Genomic DNA, 18,978 nt, shown 5'->3' on the forward strand with positions numbered 1-18,978 from the left:
AGGGGAGCCACGCTGGGGCGGATCGACTCGTCGGCAATCCAAGAAAACCAGGTATCGCACTCGCACGCACTGCGAGCGTCTGAGAGTTACCAAAAGTGCACTCGCACTAACTGAGGGTGCGGATTTCAGTACTCTCAAATGGAAAAAGTGGAGCGTCTGTGTCCGTGAACGCTACTCGGAAGCTTTGATGACCAAAACTGGAACAGGCGCGTCCAGCAGGACACGCTGCGTTGTGGAACCGAGCAGGAACTTACCCACCGGAGTGCGCTTCTTTGATCCGAGGACGATGATCTCGGCATTGATGCGTTCGGCATGATCCAAGATCGCATCAGCGACATCAATCTTGTCGCTCCGGAATGCAACCGTCACCTCCGTGCCCGAATACTGCGAGATGAGTGCGCCCAGACGCGATGGCACAGGGGCATCGTCGGGTTGAGGGGTCAGCACCAACACCACAAGCGGCGCCTCACGCCGCTTGGCCTCCGCAACCGCCGCAGCAAATGCGGCATCGCCCTGGGTCGTTTCGTTGTATGCAGCCAAAACAGTCATATCTAGCGTCCTTGCTCTTGCGTACTTTCCGGGTGTGGGCCAAGCGCGACCCACTCCTTGACCAAATCTATGTCCGCCGTATCCCAGCGGGACTCCTGCGTCACAGCCGCAAACGCGTCAACATACTCGCGTAGGTACATGTGTCCATGGCCCGGAGGAACATCACCGGCCACAAACATATCGAACGTCACCTGCAGGAACGTGACGATCGGATACCAGCGCATTGTCATCGGTCGGTCAACCGCTGGTTCCTCGTCAATCCAATCCGGCGCATTCCAGATCAGTTCTGGACTCCACCAGGTCACGGCATCCGAGGCGTGCTGGACGTAGACGACCTTCGGGGCCCTCCACACCGGGGCGATATCCCACAGCCCCGAGGCATCGTCCGGTGACGCACTGAACCGCACCTGCTTGCCACCATCAAAGACCGGGGCAATCTGCTGTGAGCCCGGATCGCGACGCTCCGTGAAGTAGCGCCAATGGTCCGTGAAACTCGGTGTGCCGACGAACACCGCTCCATCCGTGCGTTCGTTCAGATCCTGTAGTCCGGAGAACGCGCCCTGCATGCCATAACTCCCCAGAGAGAGCCCATACACGTAAAGTTTCGGACGAGAATCCTCTGGCTTTTCCAACCATGCCGCATACACGGCCTCAAACAAAGCTTTACCGGCCTGTGGCGGAGTACCACGGTCAGACAAGAACGACACCCAACTCGGCAAGTATGAGTACTGCATCGAGGCGATAGCGGTGTCGCCAGCGTTCAGATACTCAAACGTCGTGCTCGCGGCCGGGTCGATCCAACCCGTGCCAGTTGTGGTTGCCACCAGTAGGGCTTTGCGATCCCAGGCATTCGTACGGTCCAGTTCCGCAATGACCTGCTGTGCGGTTGCATCAAGGTCATGGTCCTCACCAAGACCCGCGTACACGCGGATGGGGTCCCTCGCCTCACGCCCAGCGAGGGCTTCCGTCTGATCCGCGACAGCTTGTAAATCGTCAACGCTCGGGCCACCAGAGACAAACTCGCGGCCCATCTTGCCCAAGGAATCCCAACTGGACAACGAAGCCTGTGAGCCCGAGCGGGTGTCGCGCGTTGGCTGCTCGACATCGCCCGCATACTCCTTGTCGGATGTTGCATACATCGAGTTCAGGGCGTTCATCGAACCACGAACAAGCGTCCCATCGACCAACATGAGAACTGCAACGGCGACGATAAGCGCTGAGGCCAAGATGGCGGCACGGCGTGGGAACCAACGACCCAACTTTGCGGCAACCCAGTTCCCAATTCGGCGCAAAAGGCGCGAAAGGGACAATACGACAATCGCAAGAGAAAAAGCGACTATCGCCTGTCCAATGAACATGTATGGCGAACTGCCCGGCATCCCAAAAAGAATGCGCAAACGTGTTTGAAAGTCCGCTCCGAAATACGCGCTCGCCACGATCGAGAAAGCGGCAATTGGTAGGAACGTCCGCCACAAAATTCGCGTGACTCGATCCGGCCACGGCGTGTCAAACCCCAGCCACCGCATGAAGCCGCCGACACTTGCGCCAAACGCGTACGCCAGAATAATGGACACACCGCTCAAAACACCCTGGAAAACCCAACTGCGCGGTACCAGCGATGGAGCCAGCGAAACGCACCACGCGAAAACCCCAAAAGCGACGCCGGTGGGTGAAAGCCGGGCAAACCATACAGCGCAGTGGGCACGCCAACGAGTCACAAGGGCAGGGACGGCGAAGTTCATGCGATGGCTCCTGGACTCAAGGTGATGCAAGATCAACTGTATCGCCGTTGCGCGGACAATGCGTATGACCTATGGGTGCAGTGTAAAAATGTTTGACAACATGCGGGACTCGGTTGCAGTCGTAGGGGTGGTGTGTCTGCCTTCATTGGCCGATGTCCACCTACGGGTCTACGTTTTTTTGCACTCGGGGTGGACAATAGTCCAGTCCAACCTGAACCAGATTGGTCCTTTGGTGGTATTCTCAGCCACGTAAAAGATTAGTACGGTTGACCTGTGGACTTTCTAATGCGCGCACATAACAGATGGAAGGAAATTCGACCGGAGCTCGATACCGAATCTTTTCTGAGCATCGGCCGTATTATTCGAATCGCGTCTTACATCACCGTAGTCACCGACGAGGTTGTCGGGCAACACGGATTGAACCGGGGCGAGTTCGAGTTACTCGCTGCAGTGCGCAGATCCGGGAAAAACTGTCGGGCAACCGAGTTATCCGTTATGACGAAATCCTCGGGCGCTGCCATTACCAAGCGCTTGGACCGTCTCACCATGCAAGGACTCATCACCCGAGAAGTGCTCCCACGTGATCGCCGCGTGGTTTTGGTCAACCTCACCAATGAAGGCCGGCATCTTATCGATGAACTGATGCCAGCGGTGCTTGACGGTGAAAAGAAACTGCTCTCAGACTTCGATGAAACTGAGATCGCCGAGTTGCAGCGCTTGTCGGCCAAACTTTTGAACGCGGTCGAACCCCGATAGCGCTGGTGAATCACCCCCGGTAGTCGCGAGCAACTGCATGGCGATGGCCCACACGCTTCAAAGTGTGTGGGCCATCGCCATGGGTAAGTGTTACTTGGAGGCAGGCCTTGTCATCGACAAGACGTCAAGTGCCGTGTCGAGTTGTTCCACAGTGAGTTGGCCATTTTCCACGTAACCGAGTTCTATGACGGCCTCACGAACAGTGATGCCGTTCTTCACCGAGTGCTTTGCCACCTTGGCTGCAGCCTCGTAACCGATAGCACGGTTCAACGGGGTCACGATTGATGGCGAGGACTCCGCCAGAGCGCGTGCGCGCTCAACGTTCGCCGTGATACCGTCAACGGTCTTGTCAGCAAGCACGATCGAGGCTGCCGACAGCAGCCGGATCGACTCGAGCACGCCTTGCGCGATGACGGGGATCTGAACGTTCAGCTCGAACGACCCGCTCGCACCTGCCCAGGCAACGGTTGCATCGTTTCCGATGACGCGAGCCGCAACCATCAGGACCGCTTCTGGGATGACCGGGTTGACCTTTCCAGGCATGATCGAGGAACCCGGCTGTAGGTCAGGGATCGCGATCTCGCCAAGCCCGGTGTTAGGACCCGAACCCATCCACCGCAGATCATTGCAGATCTTGGTGATCGACACCGCTATCGTGCGCAGTGCACCGGACAGTTCCACGAGACCATCACGCGAGGACTGCGCCTCAAAGTGGTCGCGAGCCTCGGTGAGCGGCAGACCCGTGTCCTCCACGAGCAGTGCGATCACACGCTGGGGGAAACCAGCTGGGGTGTTGATACCAGTACCAACGGCCGTGCCGCCAAGTGGAACCTCCGCCGCGCGAGGGAGAGCGGACTGCAGACGCTCAACACCGTAGCGGATCGCTGCGGCATAACCACCGAACTCCTGGCCAAGCGTCACGGGAGTGGCGTCCATGAGGTGCGTGCGTCCGGACTTCACAACTTCCGTGAACTCCTCAGCCTTACTCTCAAGGGATTCCGCAAGGTGTTCGAGCGCCGGAATCAGGGTGCGGAGCACCCCTGAGGTGGCGGCCACGTGAACCGAGGTGGGGAACACGTCGTTCGAGGACTGCGAGGCATTGACATGGTCGTTTGGGTGCACGTCCGCACCGAGCTTCTGGCTCGCAAGAGTTGCCAGAACCTCGTTCATGTTCATGTTGGAGGACGTGCCGGAACCTGTCTGGAACACGTCAACTGGGAAGTGCGCGTCGTGTTGGCCGCTTGCGACCTCGTCTGCTGCGGCGACGATGGTCTGCGCGATGTCCTGCGCAAGAACACCAAGTTCAGCGTTCGTGAGTGCTGCGGCCTTCTTGATTCGAGCGAGAGCCTCAATGTGTGAGCGCTCAAGCGGGGTTCCCGAGATTGGGAAGTTTTCGACCGCACGCTGTGTCTGCGCGCGATATAGGGCGTGCGCGGGTACGCGCACCTCACCCATGGTGTCGTGTTCGATCCGGTATTCAGTGTCGACGGCGGTGTCGTGTGAATTGCTCATGAACTAATTCTGCCTCATTGGTCGATGAGAATGCGGGTACTGGTCTGGGGTAAAACAAACGGACGGGCACCAAGAGCGTGCCCGTCCGCAATACTACCTAGTCGATCTGTCCAATCTGAGCGACCAGATGCGCCTGGCCGTCTTGGAGATCATACTCAAGGCCGATGATTGCGCAGCGGCCTTCCTCGACAGCACGTGCGATGGACACCGAGTAGGAGTGGAGCATGTCAACCGTGTGCTTCACATGCTGCGTGCGGAGCAGCGCCTCATCAAGGGCATCCATTCCGCCGTCTTCCTTGGTGAGGGAAACGATTGAGGGGATCACGCGGTCTGTGACGGCACGGATGAAACCTGTGGGCTGGTCACCCTTGGTCAGCGCCTGCGCCGCCGCGTGGACTGCACCGCAACTGTCGTGTCCGAGCACGATAACCAGTGGTGTACGCAAGATCTCCACCGCATACTCGATCGAGCCCACGATGGTGGTGTCCAGAACATGGCCCGCTGTGCGCACCACAAACAGGTCACCGAGGCCCTGATCGAAGATGATCTCAGCGGCAACACGAGAGTCTGAGCATCCAAACAAGGTTGCGAACGGTGCTTGAGCAACCTGAAGTTCTTGACGTCGGTCAAACCCCTGAGACGGGTGCTCCATCTGGTTGTGGACGAATCGATGGTTTCCGTCTTTGAGCTGCTGCCATGCCTGGGCGGGGGTCAAGGTGGTTGGCACGATTCCCTCATTCCTTACTCGGGTGAACAATCACGCCTAAGTCAGTGAGTGCCGCGTCGAACTGCTCAGATCTCTGCGAGCCACGGAGGATTGGCTCCGGGGCGGGAGACGGTAACTGCCGCCACCCGCGCGCACTGGTTCAGGACGGTTTCTAGAGTAGACCTATCGAGTGAGTGCAGGCGGTCGCGTCCATCTTTGCCGAGACAGTCGTGCTGAGCGAGTCCGTGGATGAGCGCACCCATGAACGAATCACCTGCTCCGACTGTGTCCGCCACTGTCACTCGTGGAGCCGAGATTTCGACCGCACCACATTCGGCGTAACCGATAGCCCCTGATCCGCCGCGGGTGACCACGACGAGGGCAGGTCCACGGGATTGCCATTCCCGGGCAACCTCGTAGATGTCTTGACCGGGGTAGAGCCACTCGAGGTCCTCGTCACTCACTTTGACCACGTCAGCGAGTTCGACGTAGGACTCCACGATTGAGCGTGCGTATTCTGGTGAACCCATGAGCATCGGACGTGCGTTCGGGTCATAGGTGATGGTTGCGCTTGGTTTTGCCGAGCTGAGAAGTTTGCGTACCTTGCTACCACCTGGTTCAAGAACCGCACCGATTGAACCCGTGTGCACCACGTCTGCGTTGCGCCAGGCCTCGTCCACGCCGTGCAGGTCCCACTCCAAGTCGAACACGTACCGCGCGGAACCATCTTCTTGGATGTGCGCCTCTGCGACAGGGGTCTTGCGGGCATCCTGGCTACCTGCGGTGAGTGCTACGTGGGACTGCGCGAGCCAGTCAACAATGGCCGTGCCGCGGGCATCTTGGCCAAGCCAGGTGTGTAGTGCCACGTCGTGTCCCAGTCGCCCCAGAGTGAGCGCCACGTTGGCAGGAGAACCACCGGGAAACTCTTCAGCGTCGCCCGACTGGGTTTGAACGGCGTCGATGAGTGCCTCACCGACGATATAGGCGGTCACGCGCGGGGCGGAGTTCATGGTGCTTGGTCTTCCTGCTGGTCCTGTTCAGGTGGGTTGACAACGGCATTGAGTCGCTCTCGTGCCCCGTCTAGCCACTCCTGGCACCGCGTGGCCAAGAGTTCGCCACGTTCCCACAGTGCGAGCGATTCTTCGAGGGGGAGTGATCCGGCTTCCAGGCGCTGCACGACCGCGACGAGTTCGTCGCGTGCGGCTTCGTAGCCGAGGGCTGCGATCGCCGTGCGGTCCTGCTCCGAGACGATGTGCTCATTGCTGTTTGTCATCTGAAATTATTCTCCATGATCGAATGTCAAAACACCAGGGACTTTGATAAATGATTTAAGAAAGTTCTGTGGGGTGTGGTTCCGCACCGTTGAGCAGAGGCGACGAGTGCGGTGGGTTTACGGTGGCGCTGAAGGCACCGCGTTGAACTCGGACGTGCACGATGGCTCCGCCGAGAGCCTGTTCGGGGGAGGTAATCACCGAACCGTTCTCCGATTGGACCACCGCGTATCCTCGCTCAAGCGTGGTCAATGGCGAGAGCGCGCGAACGTGAGTGGTGAGTTCGCGGATCCGTGCAGACTGATCGAGCAGACTGCGTTCGAAGACTGTGCGCGACCGCGCGATGAGTTGCCGCAACCTGTCCTCGTGGGCGTCAATCAACACGGTGGGTTGCGCGAGGGCTGGACGGCTTCGCATCATGTCGAGACCGTGCTGCTCGCGTTGGATCCGCGCGTTGACTGCGGCTCGCGCCCTCGCGAGTGTTTGAGCAATTCCTGCGCGTTCCTCGGCAACATGCGGCACGATGCGTTTTGCCGCGTCGGTGGGGGTGGACGCCCGAACATCCGCTACGAAGTCGAGTAGGGGAGTATCGCGCTCATGACCGATCGCGGAAACGATCGGGGTGTGCGCCTGGGCTGCAGCACGCACGAGAGATTCGTTGGAGAACGGCAGCAGGTCCTCAACCGCGCCACCACCACGGGCGATGACGATGACCTCGACATCCGCGATCTCATCCAACTCCCGTAGCGCAGCGGTCACTTGAGGAACTGCGTGCACTCCTTGAACCGCAACCTCACGCACCTCAAACTGAACCTCAGGCCACCGTGCTCGGGCATTCACCAGCACATCGTGCAACGCCTCGGACTCGCGACCACAGATCAGCCCCACACGCTTAGGTAGGAAGGGGAGAGGTTTCTTGCGCTCGGGATCAAACAATCCCTCAGATCCAAGTTGCGCCTTCAACTGTTCGATCCGCGCAAGCAACTCACCGATGCCAACCTGGGCGATCTCCTTCGCCTGCATCTGCAATGTTCCGCGCTTGGTCCAAAACGTCGGTTTCACGTGCGCAACCACATGGGCACCCTCAGCCAGCGGCCCGGCCTGCTCAAGCGAGCGCGTATAGATCGACACGGGAAGCGACATGTCCAGGTCTGTGTCCCGGATCGTCAAGAACGCCATACCGGCACCGGGCCGCTTATTCAACTGAACGACCTGGCCCTCAATCCACAGCGGAACCATGCGGTCGATGTACTGTGCGATCTTCTGCGACAACACGCGCACCGGCCACGGATTGTCCCGCGTGGTATCACCAGCACGCACCGCCAACTCCATGGGCTCGCTCGGAGAGTCCTCACTCACAACCTCTGTGTCCTTCCCCCGTTGATCACTCAAACCTCAACTCCCTAACGGTTTGTTGGGTTACAAACTGCATCCGTTACGCATCATCTCTATAATCCACTGCACTACTTTGTCCGTAACAGCCTGACGCATCCCTCTGACAATTGTCCGCTTCACACGCACGTTCCCTCGCATCAACGGATAGAACCTGTGCCCATCGACTGTGAAAACAGCACAAACCGCACGTCATCCGCGCAAGGAGGGAATCGTCGCCAATCAGCCGCCCAGACGTGCACAAGGTCACCGCACTTTCCGCCCCCGTCCGTCAGACGCTTCACCTAGAATGAGGGGGTGAGCCAAACCCTTCTCGCTAATGACTCCCAACCTCCAGTCGCAACCAAGCGGGTGCTGCTCGCAGCGCCCCGTGGCTACTGCGCGGGCGTTGACCGTGCAGTGATCGCGGTCGAAAAAGCACTCGAACTGCACGGCGCACCCGTCTACGTGCGTAAAGAAATCGTGCACAACAAATACGTCGTCGAAACGCTCGCCGAACGCGGCGCGATCTTCGTCAACGACACCGATGAGGTGCCCGAGGGTGCGCGTGTCGTGTTCTCCGCACACGGGGTCTCCCCGGCAGTGGTCGCCGCTGCGAAGGAACGCAACCTCGACACCATCGACGCAACCTGCCCCCTCGTGACCAAAGTGCACAAAGAGGCCGTCCGATTCGCTAAAGATGACTACGACATCCTGCTGATCGGCCACACCGGCCACGAGGAGGTCGAGGGCACCGCAGGCGAGGCCCCAGACCACATTCAGATCGTGAACTCGCCAGACGATGTGGACAATGTCGTGGTCCGCGATCCCGACAAGGTCGTGTGGATCTCCCAGACCACGCTCTCCGTGGACGAGACCATGGAGACCGTCAACCGGCTGCGCACCAAGTTCCCCACCCTGCAGAACCCACCAAGCGACGACATCTGCTATGCCACCCAAAACCGTCAGGTCGCGGTCAAGAAGCTTGCACCACACTGCGACGTCGTGCTCGTGGTCGGCTCGCGTAACTCCTCAAACTCCGTACGCCTCACCGAGGTCGCACTCGACGCAGGCGCTCGTGCGAGTTACCTAATCGACTACGCCAAGGAAATCGACAGCGCCTGGTTTGACGGAGCGACCACAGTCGGCATTTCCTCGGGGGCATCGGTTCCCGAGATCCTCGTCCAGGACGTTTTGAAGTACCTTGCCGAGCAGGGCTTTGGTGAAATCGAAGAGGTTCGCACCGCAACCGAGGACCTCATGTTCTCCCTGCCACGTGAACTACGCGCTGACTTGAAGAAGGCCGGAGTCGAATCCAAGCGTCCGCGCCGTGAAGGCCGTAGGGATCTGGGCGTCGAGCCGGTTTCCGACTCGGTCGTTCCGGCTGGTGATGGGTGCAACGCCCTGTAAGAATTGAATCACAAGGCCCGGGTCCCTCGTGTGGAGGGGCCAGGGCCTTGCTGTTGGTGAATGTTCAGGCTTGTGCCTGTCATGCTCGTGCCCCTCTTCGCATTCGTACTCGTCACACCGTCCAGTTCAACAACCCACCCTTACACCCACGGCTACATCCAACCCCACCTACCAAACCGATGGGCTATTTTTGGTCCGGGTGCACGTCCAAAGATCATGCACTCGGGCCAAAAACAGCCCATCGAGTTCCTTAAGGTAAACCACTCACCCCACACGCCTAGACAGTGCAACATGGTGATTTCTGCGGAATCACCACCTAAGAAAAACACCTAACTCCGGAGAATCACCATGTTGGGCGACTGCGACTGCGCCACTCTAGGCCACGAAAGAACTAGGGCATAACAAAAACGAGGATCCCCGTCATTAGGGATCCTCGTTCTTTACTATGAAGTTTAAGTGCGGCCACGTTCTACTCTCCCACACCCTCCCGAGTGCAGTACCATCGACGCTGGTGAGCTTAGCTACCGGGTTCGGAATGGGACCGGGCGTTTCCTCACCGCTGTGATGGCCGCAGAAACAAGTTAACTACACTCCAGTGGCGAACACCAACTCCAGTCGGGGTAACCTCCACCACACCAAGCTCAGACTAGGCGTAACGTGCAGGCAAGTACGCAACCGAATCGTCGCCAATCCAGCACCGCTGCAATCGAACTCAACCTTTTGTGTCCGAGGTCAACCGAATGGCGGTTGACCTCGGACACAAAAGGTTGAGTTCGGATGGTGAGGTGAGGGGAGTCTCCTTGAGACCACGCCCGGTGGCTGCGGTGAGCCGGTAGAATGGTGCAACGTGGCTCTTACTATTGGAATTGTTGGTCTCCCGAACGTCGGTAAGTCGACGTTGTTCAACGCATTGACTCGTGCGCAGGTTCTCGCAGCGAACTACCCGTTCGCGACGATTGAGCCGAACGTTGGTGTCGTGCCTCTGCCAGATCCTCGCCTGAACAAACTGGCTGAGATCTTTGGCTCCGAGAAGATTCTGCCTGCGACCGTGTCGTTTGTGGACATCGCCGGAATCGTGCGCGGCGCATCCGAGGGTGAGGGCCTGGGCAACAAGTTCCTGGCAAACATTCGTGAAGCTGACGCGATCTGCCAGGTGACGCGTGCATTCGCTGACCCTGACGTTGTGCATGTAGACGGTAAGGTGTCGCCAAAGGATGACATCGAGACCATCAACACCGAACTGATCCTCGCTGATCTTGAGACCGTGGGTAAGGCCCTCGTGCGTCTTGAGAAGGAAGTGAAGATCAAGAAGGGCGACCCGGTTCTCTTTGAAGCGGCCAAGGTCGCCCAGAAGATTCTTGAAGAAGGTCAGACCCTGTTCGCTGGCGCCGGTGCCGCGAAACTGGACCTTTCCGAGATTTCCTCGCTGCAACTGCTTACCGCAAAGCCATTCATCTATGTGTTCAACACCGATGACGCTGGTCTTGCCGATGAATCGTTCCAGAACGAAATTCGCGAGATCGTTGCTCCCGCTGACGCGATCTTCCTGGACGCCAAGTTCGAGTCTGAACTCGTTGAACTCGAACCAGAAGAGGCCGCAGAGATGTTGGCGGAGAATGGCCAGGACGAGGCAGGGCTAGATCAGTTGGCTCGCGTCGGCTTTGACACGCTTGGTCTCCAGACCTACCTGACCGCAGGTCCAAAGGAATCCCGTGCCTGGACCATCCGCAAGGGATGGACCGCGCCACAGGCTGCTGGAGTTATTCACACTGACTTCGAGCGTGGCTTCATCAAGGCCGAGGTCATCTCGTTCGCGGACCTTGTTGAGACTGGTTCTGTCGCCAATGCCCGCGCTGCCGGTAAGGCACGCATGGAGGGCAAGGACTACGTCATGCAGGATGGCGACGTGGTGGAGTTTAGGTTTAATGTGTAGCGGATTGCAGTCTGGTGGGAAGAAATGATCTGCCCGAACGCGGCTTGCGGGGTGACAGTCCCCCAAAGTGCGTGGTTCTGCCCGTAGTGTGGCAAGCGGCTAGGCAATAGCGATAACGGAGCCAATCAGCACGTAGATACTGGTGGCGGCAATATCTCGGGTGGTGTGTTTCAGGCTGGTGGTGACATTCATCTGGGGGGGAGCCCCAGGAAGCCCGCGCCACATATGAGCCGAAATGGTCCTGGCGAAGCCCCTTGACGCTTGCTGTTCTCACCTGGGTCAGCGTGATCTCTGGACTCCTGAGTCTTGGGTCGGTCTATAAGGTCGTCGAACCTTTAGTCAACACTATTCTGAGTACGGATGATACCGGAAATGTCAAGCCGGTCCAGCCTGTCTGGGTATTTGTCTTCCTGGGACTCGTTGTCGTCTTTGCTTTGGCCAGGTTTCTGAGTCGCGTTGCAAAGAACGAGACTCAGCACTTTTCGTCCTTGTCTTGGCTCCCTGCGCTTACCGGCTGGGGTAGGAGGATCGGGCTTGCTCGCATGCAAGGAACCTGCCCGTTCGACGGGGGTCGGCTGCGATTCTATGACAAGCCTGTTCAGTGGGTAGATGATCTGAACACGGGGAAGCGCAAAGTCATGCAACGGCGAATGGCTGCGGAATGTGTCAAGAACGATGAACATTGTTGGACTGTCGACAAGACAGACAGAGGCGACCGGTGAACGAAGACGTGGTGGAGTTCCGCTTCAACGGCTGGCAGTCAAGTCTATCGATAGGGGCTGCTGCACGATCAGGTAACAACTTCAAATTCGTGCCATCAGGCTCCCCCGACATGTATAGAGTAGGACGTCTACCGGGAGGGAGGTTCGAGTGTCGGAAAGCGGACCAGAGACGAGACTGAAGTTCTTCGGCCTAAGCGACTACGGAACCTTTTGGCAGGCCGATCGTCTCCTAGAGCTCGTCCGTGAATTTGATGCTACTCGGGGCGATCAAGGCATAAACGACATCGTTGAGTTGCATCACCTCGCGCTGTTCCTAGAACATAAAATTCTCCCGAAGGACCTGGCCGAAGCAGAGCGAGACGCACCTCTGGTGCACGTCCCCGAGATCCGGGAAATCATCGGCAGATTTTTCGGCAAGGTGACTGACTCCACCTTCTCAACGTTCGTTCAGGACGTTGACTTTCAGTACCGCACAGATGTCCTCGATCTCCTCGGAAAGAACAAGGTCTTCGAGCGCTGCACTGGCTCGATCGTGCTTGCTGCACTTCAAGAGCAGAGGTTCCACCCGTGCGATCTGCTCTCATGCCAGCCACTCGTGCGTGCCTACGACCAGGAGATTCGGGCCTTGCTACTCGCTGGGCCGCGCAATGCTGAGCTGCTTGCGCGGAAGCTCCTCCAGTCCGAGGGGCGGGACCCAATCCACCTCCCGAAGAGCTTCACTCCCGCGGATCAGCGTGACCTGTTTGACCGCTACGTAGACGAGGAAGAGCCCAACCTCAACTTCGTCAAGCTGATCGCATCCGCACGAGCTGACAAGAACACCGGCGTCGATGCACGACTGAAGCTAAAGGCTAGTCGCAAGGCCGATGCGCTCACAAAGAACATGTTCGAGTCCACGGAGGGGATCAAGACCGGCTGCGAAGTGGGCATCTCAGCCGATCAGGTCGAAGAGGTCGTCCAGTCTTGGGACGGCATGGTTGGCAAGTACTCCTACAGCCGAACCTGGCTCACGGAGAACCTCGACTACCCGACTATCCTGAATAACTTCGTTCACCTGTTCCAGTTCGCCAACAAGCACATGCTCCTGGAACTACCTTCCTACGAAGCGCAACTTGGCGTCTTCGAGCGGTTCATGGGTACGCCGGGCAAGGGCGACTACCGGACGGGGGCGGCGTTCAGGCTCCAGGACCAGGCGTCCTTGCTCCAGACCTTGATGTACGAGCGCTTCCTCAGCTCCGAAGGTATAGAGCTCGAGTCGGTCATCGCTTGGTTCTTCACGGACTACCTTGAGCAGGAGTTCGGTGCCACGGGGCTGAAGTACCGCGCCTCCAGCCCGACCGCTACCTACCTTGAGAAGAGCCGACACCTGTTCTCAGAGATGGAGAGCGTCCTCAAGCAGTTCACGCTGCATGTTGACTACGGCGAGGTTGACCCGGAGCTGCTGACAATCACATCGGAGCAGCTTTCCTACGACGGCATCCCAAGTCAGGTTGTGGATAAGTACGCTTACGTTGCCAACAACGCAGACATCCAAGGAATTCAGCACCTGCTCTTCTCGGACCAATCCGGATTGGTGCACATCAGCAGCGATCTGGAGGCAGAGAGCTTCCTCCACTTGGTCATCGCCAATGACATCGCTTACGACCAGTTCCACGAGTACCAACAGCGCAACATCGACTTCCTAGCCGAGAAGGGCATCCTGACCGGAGATCGTGACCGAATTGCGTTCGCAAGCGCGCCACAATTGTATGTGCTCAAGGAACTCTGGGAGCGCGAGGTGACGAGCTGTCTCCATCACTCGGCTGCCGGCCAGAAAGCCATTGACGAGATGGTGAGCGCCGGATGGCTGGTGCATCGATCAACGCTGCTCAGCACCGCGGAGGTCAGCTACTTCAACTACTTCCTTAACGATAGGGAGTTCAGCAACGGACCTAGCCTGCGCAACCGCTACCTCCATGGATCACAGGCAGAGGGTGACGACGACCGCGTTCACCGCCACACGTATCTAATAGCGCTCCGCATACTCGTTGCGCTGGTCATCAAGATCAACGATGACTTCTGCCTGACGGATAACGCCGTGCTCGCGAAGGAATAGTGGCCGACTGCTGGCATGGTCTAGCACTCTTCAGATCCCTAGTATGTGGCGTCTCAGCCGGGTTCCCTGCGCCCGTGATGGAGCGCTACCGCCTTCGTGGCGTCCTGCAGGCTGACCCACGTCGAGAGTGAGCCTGTGTCCCCTGCTTAGTAGCGAGCACTGACCGTGGGGGGCGCACGTGAACCCCGTGTTCAGATGTACCTATGTGCCGGAACTCGGTGGAGTTTAGGCACGCGACCTGACCGCCCGAGCAGAGTTATTCGGTTCCGAGTAAGTTCGACAGAAACAGCTACGACTGCACTTCTGCCCCTAGTTAGAGACATGGGTGGTCTTTCCTATATAGAATTGATGGAAACAACGGGTAGAGGAGGTGCCGTCATGAAGCGCAAGAATGTTACTGCTGAAGCAATTCGTCGTTCCGCTATGCGTTCGACGCGGGCCTCGGCCGCACTCGAGAATCGTTCGGTGCCCGTTGGTTCCAAACGCTCAGATCGAGTCGAGGTTTTTTTAGCGACTCGTAACAAGCAGGCGTAATGAACCTCGATCCTGGCTACGGTGAAACGCCGATAACGCCAGATGAGGCTAGCGCACTCACTCCACTGGCTCGCCGGATCTTTGGTGATCAGCCAAATAAGGCGGAACTGTTTGAGGCTGAGCAGGCTATCGCAGATGAAGTCAGCATCGCACTCCAAAGCCAAATCGCTGATGGGAAACTTGCTCTAGAGGACCTTCTTGATGATGCTTTTCTACGAGAACTGCATGCGAAACTCTATGGTGACTTATGGACGTGGGCCGGCGTATATCGACGCCGAGAGTCAAGCATTGGTATCGACCCCGCTAATATCGCAGCTGAAATGCGAGCTGGTTTTGGCAATATAAAGTACCGTTGGGAACACGCCAAGGACTGGTCGGCCCGCGAACTGGGCATCGCGATCCATGCTGAAACAGTTCGAATCCATGGTTTTGTCGATGGAAATGGTCGAGCCACACGGCTCCTTGCCGACCTAGTCTTCCTGGCTGCTCAGGACTCCGATAGCGTTTATGAGAGTTACAACTGGGAAGTCGACAAGAGAAGCTACATAGTGCTTCTGCGGCAGTATGATGTGAACCGTGATCCCAAACCCTTAGCCGCATTTATTTCCACGATTGCGATGTAACGTATCCGGGTGGCGTTACGGTGTCAGTGCGGGTGCTGAGGATTAGGGATCTCCGGCCCGTTATCCCGCATCGAGAACGTGATACCTATCGACTGCGGAACTCGGTCGAATTCAGGTTCAATGTATAAGTTTTGGTGTCTTTTTCGGGTTTCGGAAGCCTCTACCTTGCAATACTCCGCTTCGCAACTGAATCTCAGTCCAAATTGCCCCACCTTGATTATCCGACCTGGCGGGGCGTTTTGTGTGTATTGCTAGGGCATTGTGGAACCGTCCGTCCCGCGTCAGAGTTGGGAGCTCTTCGGGACCTTCTGCCCAAAAGCTTCGGCGTCGCTTGAGTCCTCAACGGCTAGTCCTTGTTGACCAAAGCTATTGGCCTACGGTCAGTTCTTGCGATGGTATGACAAACTATCCTAGTGAGTTCAGTCCCGCAACCAAGACACGCCTCGCAGGGGAGGCTGGACACGTCTGCTCGGCTCCTTGGTGTGACAAATCGACTACCGCCGCGTCAGACGCACGAAAGTCTGGACTCTCTTCTACCGCGGAGGCGGCTCATATTAGGGGACGACGCCCTAACAGCGCTCGATATGATTCGACGATGACTGACGCGCAGCGGGCGGATCAGAGCAATGGGATTCATTTGTGTCGGAGTGATGCGAAACTAATCGATGATGATGAGACTATGTATCCAGTCGTGCTCCTGGAGCAGTGGAAGGCGCGACAGATAAGAAGCGCACGAGCCGCCCAGCAACATGGGTGGCGTGAAGAGCATATATGCGATCTCATTTCGCATACCACTACTTGGCTCGAATCCGATCCAGCAGGCATCCACGACCACTTGCGTGCCGCGGGAATGACAAGCGCCTGGTCGTCCATGGTCACTGACGATATTGCTACTCTCCTTGCGGAGCTTGCGCTCAACGCGCATAGTCACGCTGAGTGTGCGGACATCACTTTGCAGACGTCGGGGCAGGAAGTGCGGTTGTCATACTCCGAGGCAGGCCAACCATTCGGGAGAGCGGAGTTGGAAACCGTCGCGAATGGCAACGGGGGACAGACATACCTGAGATACTGGCTTGAGACTTGGGACGCGCACTACCTGTTGTTCAGCGAAACAGCAGAGAATGTCCGAACATGGGTCATCCGCAATCGCGCGGTTGCCCCGGATGAGGGCGCTCGATGTGCCGTCGTGTTGCCCAGAAACGGTAGATTTATCACGACGGCCTTTGAAGGCTGCGAAATTGTGCAGATTCACTTGAAAGATCGCCTTGCATTTAGTGACATGCCTCAGCTCGTATCGCGTCTAAGAGATGCGGCTGAGATTTGTCCGGTCCTGATCTCGAGCGACATCAGGCAAAATCTTCGGCTGCTCGAGCTTTGGTTCTCGAAGCATGGCGAAGACGCTACGGAAATATCCTCCTGGGAAGATGCGATCCTTTTCAAGTCTCTTACTCGCTAAGGTACGGGGCTCCACTGCGGGAGAATGGGGAATCCTCCAATATTTAGCAAGTCACTTACCGTCTACTTACATACTTGGGAGCTTTTTCGTTGCTGACGACTGGAGCAAGTCGGCGGTCTCAGCTTAGGACCGTTCTCGGACCAGCCAGAGGCCCGTCTACGTGTTGCTCAGTGAACGCCTCGCTGCCTCGTCGCACCCTAAAATAGGTTTGTTAGGAATAATCACAGTTCCGGGTTTGACTCGGAGGCCGAGTACCCTTCCGGCAACGCGGAACAGAGGTATCTTAGTGCCTCGTCGATCAGGTCTCGAATGTCGACTGCGTCGACTCGGTCGGCCTGAATTTGGCCCGATGCTTCGAACCGTAAGACGCCGTCGCCGACGAACCCGGGCTTTACGGATCTCCTCGTTGCGTTTTTAAGGCCATGCTCGACTACGGGGAGCCAGATCTCGTCGTTTGGTGTATTCCGGCCGCCGCCTCCTCGGAAGGTTATGAACTCACCAAGATCCGGGCGAACTTGCGCGAGGTGGAGATGGAAAGCATCCAGACGGATGGTGGTGTCCATGTACTTCGCTAGAGCCCACGCTTCGGAGCGCGTTTCTCGGGTTTCGTCCAAACTTGAGAAATCAATGCCCAATCGGAAGTTGATCTGTTGTAGCCCTTCAACCCAGCGTACTTCGGCGATCAGGCAGCGGGCCTCATCGCCATTGAGCGCCGCAAATCCCTGAACGAGTGCGAGTCCGCTCGTCCCTGACGAGGTTCCGGCAAGTGACAGCCACCCTTGCCCATTTAGATCGTGCTTAAGCCGACGTGAGACGAGGATGGCCAAGAACTTTTTCTGGAGTTCGTTGAGCTTGGCTGCCCCGGTAGCTGGGCGGAAGACGGAGTCGACGACGCTGTCCCATCTCCGCATTGATTGCTCTGCGATTCGTGCAAGAAGCGCCGCATCCTCGTCACGAGATCCTGACCATGCGTGGAACACATCGGCTAGCGAGTGAAAGCTCCACCGTGGGTAACCATTGACCAGCGTGCTGTCTGCTGCCATGCCGAGTAGGAGCAGGCCACCGTTGGTTGTAGCCTCATAACGTAGCCTCTGGTCCTCCGAAAAGTAGTGAGCGACTTTGACCTCGATTGCGACCGTTTCACCCTCAGAAGTCGTGAGTAGAAGGTCAATTGAACCTCGAACATGCTTCTTCCGCCTCAGCCTTGCGAATGAACGTTCGCGGTCAGCGGCGACGGGTACCGTGCCGATCAGTTCGCCCCACGGAGTCGGATCGCGGTCGGTGAGCTCCTGGATTAGGTCGGATACATGAACTTCGGTTGTCAGAATCCTTTCGAACCCCCTCAGTTGGCTTCTTTTCAACATGAGGCCTCTCTATCTTCGTCTATGCGTTGTCCAAGGCAAGTCTATAGACGTGTGTCCAGATCGAGTCGGAATACGCAGAGGATGATGACAGCCTATTGAGCTTCAGGCCAGAGGTTGGTATGCGTGGCGACGTCGTGTAATTCCGGTTCAACGTCTAGGACTATTCCGGGTCGAGATCTCGCACAGAGTTTAACTCTTGGTTGGATGCGACTCGCAGAGCGATCTCGTATGCGGTTTGCGTGCTTGCCCCCGCGTAGGTCTCCGGGAAGTACTTCGAAGAGCATGATCGACCGCATGATTGTTGGTGCAGCCAATGAAATGCTCTCTGCCGCATGAATGTCAGACCAATCTGACTGAGCAGGGCGTTACGAGGCGCCTAGTATTGTGGCAGCGACTACAGTGCCGTCGCCGTCTAGAACGGTTGCGTTGAAGCGGATGGCATCGATGGGTGCGTTTGTGCTCGCTAAACGGAGTTCCTGCGGAGAATCTCCACAGGCTAGCTCGAAAGATTCGGCTGCTTCCCATGCTCCGTTAGAACTGATGGCGACATTGGCCAGAATTGAGTTCTCGCCGAAGCAAACGACTTTGATTTCTTTTAACGCGGCGGCACTAGACAAGAACAACTGTACGCCGTCCCCTTCATTGGGTACTGGGTCTTTGGGTGTCACGGATTGGCCTACAGCGCCAAGATAGTTCTCGCTCGTGCTTTCTTGTTTAATGAAGTTATCCGCCTGAGTTTGCCATGCTAGCCAGTCGGGAGTTTCTTCTGAAGCGCATGATGACAGGGTGAGCGCTGATACCACAAGGGGCGCCGCTATGAAGGACCGTTTGAGTGCGGGCATTGGCTTCATTTCCTAGATGTGTTGCGATACGGATAGGTCGGTATGTGAGTCCCCTGGAACGCTCTCATCGCAAGACTGCGCTGTTTCGTGCG

Annotated in this window: 16 protein-coding genes and 1 rRNA gene; 7 read left to right on the forward strand and 10 right to left on the reverse strand. The window is 57.5% G+C overall.

The features are described 5' to 3' along the window. Window positions 1-171: 171 nt before the first annotated feature. A complete protein-coding gene (locus ACFSYH_RS09870) occupies window positions 172-549 on the reverse strand; it encodes a universal stress protein (RefSeq protein ID WP_377466794.1) in 378 nt (125 codons plus the stop codon). A 2-nt stretch (window positions 550-551) separates the two neighbouring features. Further along, complete coding sequence (locus tag ACFSYH_RS09875; protein WP_377466795.1) at window positions 552-2,291, reverse strand: alpha/beta hydrolase; 1,740 nt, start codon at window positions 2,289-2,291, stop codon at window positions 552-554. 273 nt (window positions 2,292-2,564) lie between these two features. On the opposite strand from ACFSYH_RS09875, the gene ACFSYH_RS09880 reads away from it, so the two are divergent. After that, a complete protein-coding gene (locus tag ACFSYH_RS09880; protein ID WP_377466796.1) occupies window positions 2,565-3,047 on the forward strand; it encodes a MarR family winged helix-turn-helix transcriptional regulator in 483 nt (160 codons plus the stop codon). 90 nt (window positions 3,048-3,137) lie between these two features. Here ACFSYH_RS09880 and ACFSYH_RS09885 read toward each other — a convergent pair whose 3' ends face one another. From ACFSYH_RS09885 to xseA, 5 genes are all read right to left on the reverse strand, one after another. Next, window positions 3,138-4,559 (reverse strand): class II fumarate hydratase, encoded by a 1,422-nt coding sequence (locus ACFSYH_RS09885; protein ID WP_377466797.1) that lies wholly within the window; start codon window positions 4,557-4,559, stop codon window positions 3,138-3,140. 97 nt (window positions 4,560-4,656) lie between these two features. After that, window positions 4,657-5,286 carry a carbonic anhydrase gene (locus ACFSYH_RS09890; protein WP_377466798.1) on the reverse strand — a complete coding sequence of 210 codons (630 nt, stop codon included), beginning with the start codon at window positions 5,284-5,286 and terminating at the stop codon, window positions 4,657-4,659. Between the two features lie 65 nt (window positions 5,287-5,351). Further along, a complete protein-coding gene (locus ACFSYH_RS09895) occupies window positions 5,352-6,275 on the reverse strand; it encodes a carbohydrate kinase family protein (protein ID WP_377466799.1) in 924 nt (307 codons plus the stop codon). Next, complete coding sequence (locus tag ACFSYH_RS09900) at window positions 6,272-6,538, reverse strand: exodeoxyribonuclease VII small subunit (RefSeq protein ID WP_377466800.1); 267 nt, start codon at window positions 6,536-6,538, stop codon at window positions 6,272-6,274. The genes ACFSYH_RS09895 and ACFSYH_RS09900 overlap by 4 nt, the downstream gene beginning before the upstream one ends. 55 nt (window positions 6,539-6,593) lie before the next feature. Further along, window positions 6,594-7,928 (reverse strand): exodeoxyribonuclease VII large subunit, encoded by a 1,335-nt coding sequence (gene xseA, locus ACFSYH_RS09905; RefSeq protein WP_377466801.1) that lies wholly within the window; start codon window positions 7,926-7,928, stop codon window positions 6,594-6,596. Between the two features lie 297 nt (window positions 7,929-8,225). Between xseA and ACFSYH_RS09910 the strand changes: the two genes are divergently transcribed. Then, window positions 8,226-9,317, forward strand: coding sequence for a 4-hydroxy-3-methylbut-2-enyl diphosphate reductase (locus ACFSYH_RS09910; protein WP_377466802.1), 1,092 nt, complete (start codon window positions 8,226-8,228; stop codon window positions 9,315-9,317). A gap of 456 nt (window positions 9,318-9,773) precedes the next feature. On the opposite strand, the gene rrf is transcribed toward ACFSYH_RS09910, so the two are convergent. Beyond that, window positions 9,774-9,890, reverse strand: a 5S ribosomal RNA gene (rrf, locus tag ACFSYH_RS09915). 274 nt (window positions 9,891-10,164) lie between these two features. Between rrf and ychF the strand changes: the two genes are divergently transcribed. The 5 genes from ychF to ACFSYH_RS09940 all read left to right on the forward strand — a co-directional run bounded on the left by ychF (window position 10,165) and on the right by ACFSYH_RS09940 (window position 16,680). After that, the gene (gene ychF / locus ACFSYH_RS09920) at window positions 10,165-11,250 is read left to right on the forward strand and encodes a redox-regulated ATPase YchF (protein ID WP_377466803.1); all 1,086 of its coding nucleotides are present in this window, start codon (window positions 10,165-10,167) and stop codon (window positions 11,248-11,250) included. Between the two features lie 870 nt (window positions 11,251-12,120). Continuing rightward, window positions 12,121-14,067 carry a hypothetical protein gene (locus ACFSYH_RS09925; RefSeq protein ID WP_377466804.1) on the forward strand — a complete coding sequence of 649 codons (1,947 nt, stop codon included), beginning with the start codon at window positions 12,121-12,123 and terminating at the stop codon, window positions 14,065-14,067. A 378-nt stretch (window positions 14,068-14,445) separates the two neighbouring features. Beyond that, complete coding sequence (locus tag ACFSYH_RS09930; protein WP_377466805.1) at window positions 14,446-14,601, forward strand: hypothetical protein; 156 nt, start codon at window positions 14,446-14,448, stop codon at window positions 14,599-14,601. Next, window positions 14,601-15,224: a Fic family protein gene (locus ACFSYH_RS09935; RefSeq protein ID WP_377466806.1), complete on the forward strand. Its 624-nt coding sequence runs from the start codon at window positions 14,601-14,603 to the stop codon at window positions 15,222-15,224. The genes ACFSYH_RS09930 and ACFSYH_RS09935 overlap by 1 nt, the downstream gene beginning before the upstream one ends. A gap of 595 nt (window positions 15,225-15,819) precedes the next feature. Continuing rightward, the gene (locus tag ACFSYH_RS09940) at window positions 15,820-16,680 is read left to right on the forward strand and encodes a hypothetical protein (protein ID WP_377466807.1); all 861 of its coding nucleotides are present in this window, start codon (window positions 15,820-15,822) and stop codon (window positions 16,678-16,680) included. Window positions 16,681-16,901: 221 nt separating this feature from the next. On the opposite strand, the gene ACFSYH_RS09945 is transcribed toward ACFSYH_RS09940, so the two are convergent. Continuing rightward, window positions 16,902-18,044, reverse strand: a complete 1,143-nt coding sequence (locus tag ACFSYH_RS09945) for a hypothetical protein (protein ID WP_377466808.1) — start codon at window positions 18,042-18,044, stop codon at window positions 16,902-16,904. Window positions 18,045-18,409: 365 nt separating this feature from the next. Then, on the reverse strand, window positions 18,410-18,886 hold the full coding sequence (locus ACFSYH_RS09950) for a hypothetical protein (RefSeq protein ID WP_377466809.1): 477 nt from the start codon (window positions 18,884-18,886) through the stop codon (window positions 18,410-18,412). Between the last annotated feature and the right edge of the window lie 92 nt (window positions 18,887-18,978).

The organism is Populibacterium corticicola, from assembly GCF_042683685.1.
GTDB classification, from domain to species: Bacteria; Actinomycetota; Actinomycetes; order Actinomycetales; family Cellulomonadaceae; genus Timonella; species Timonella corticicola.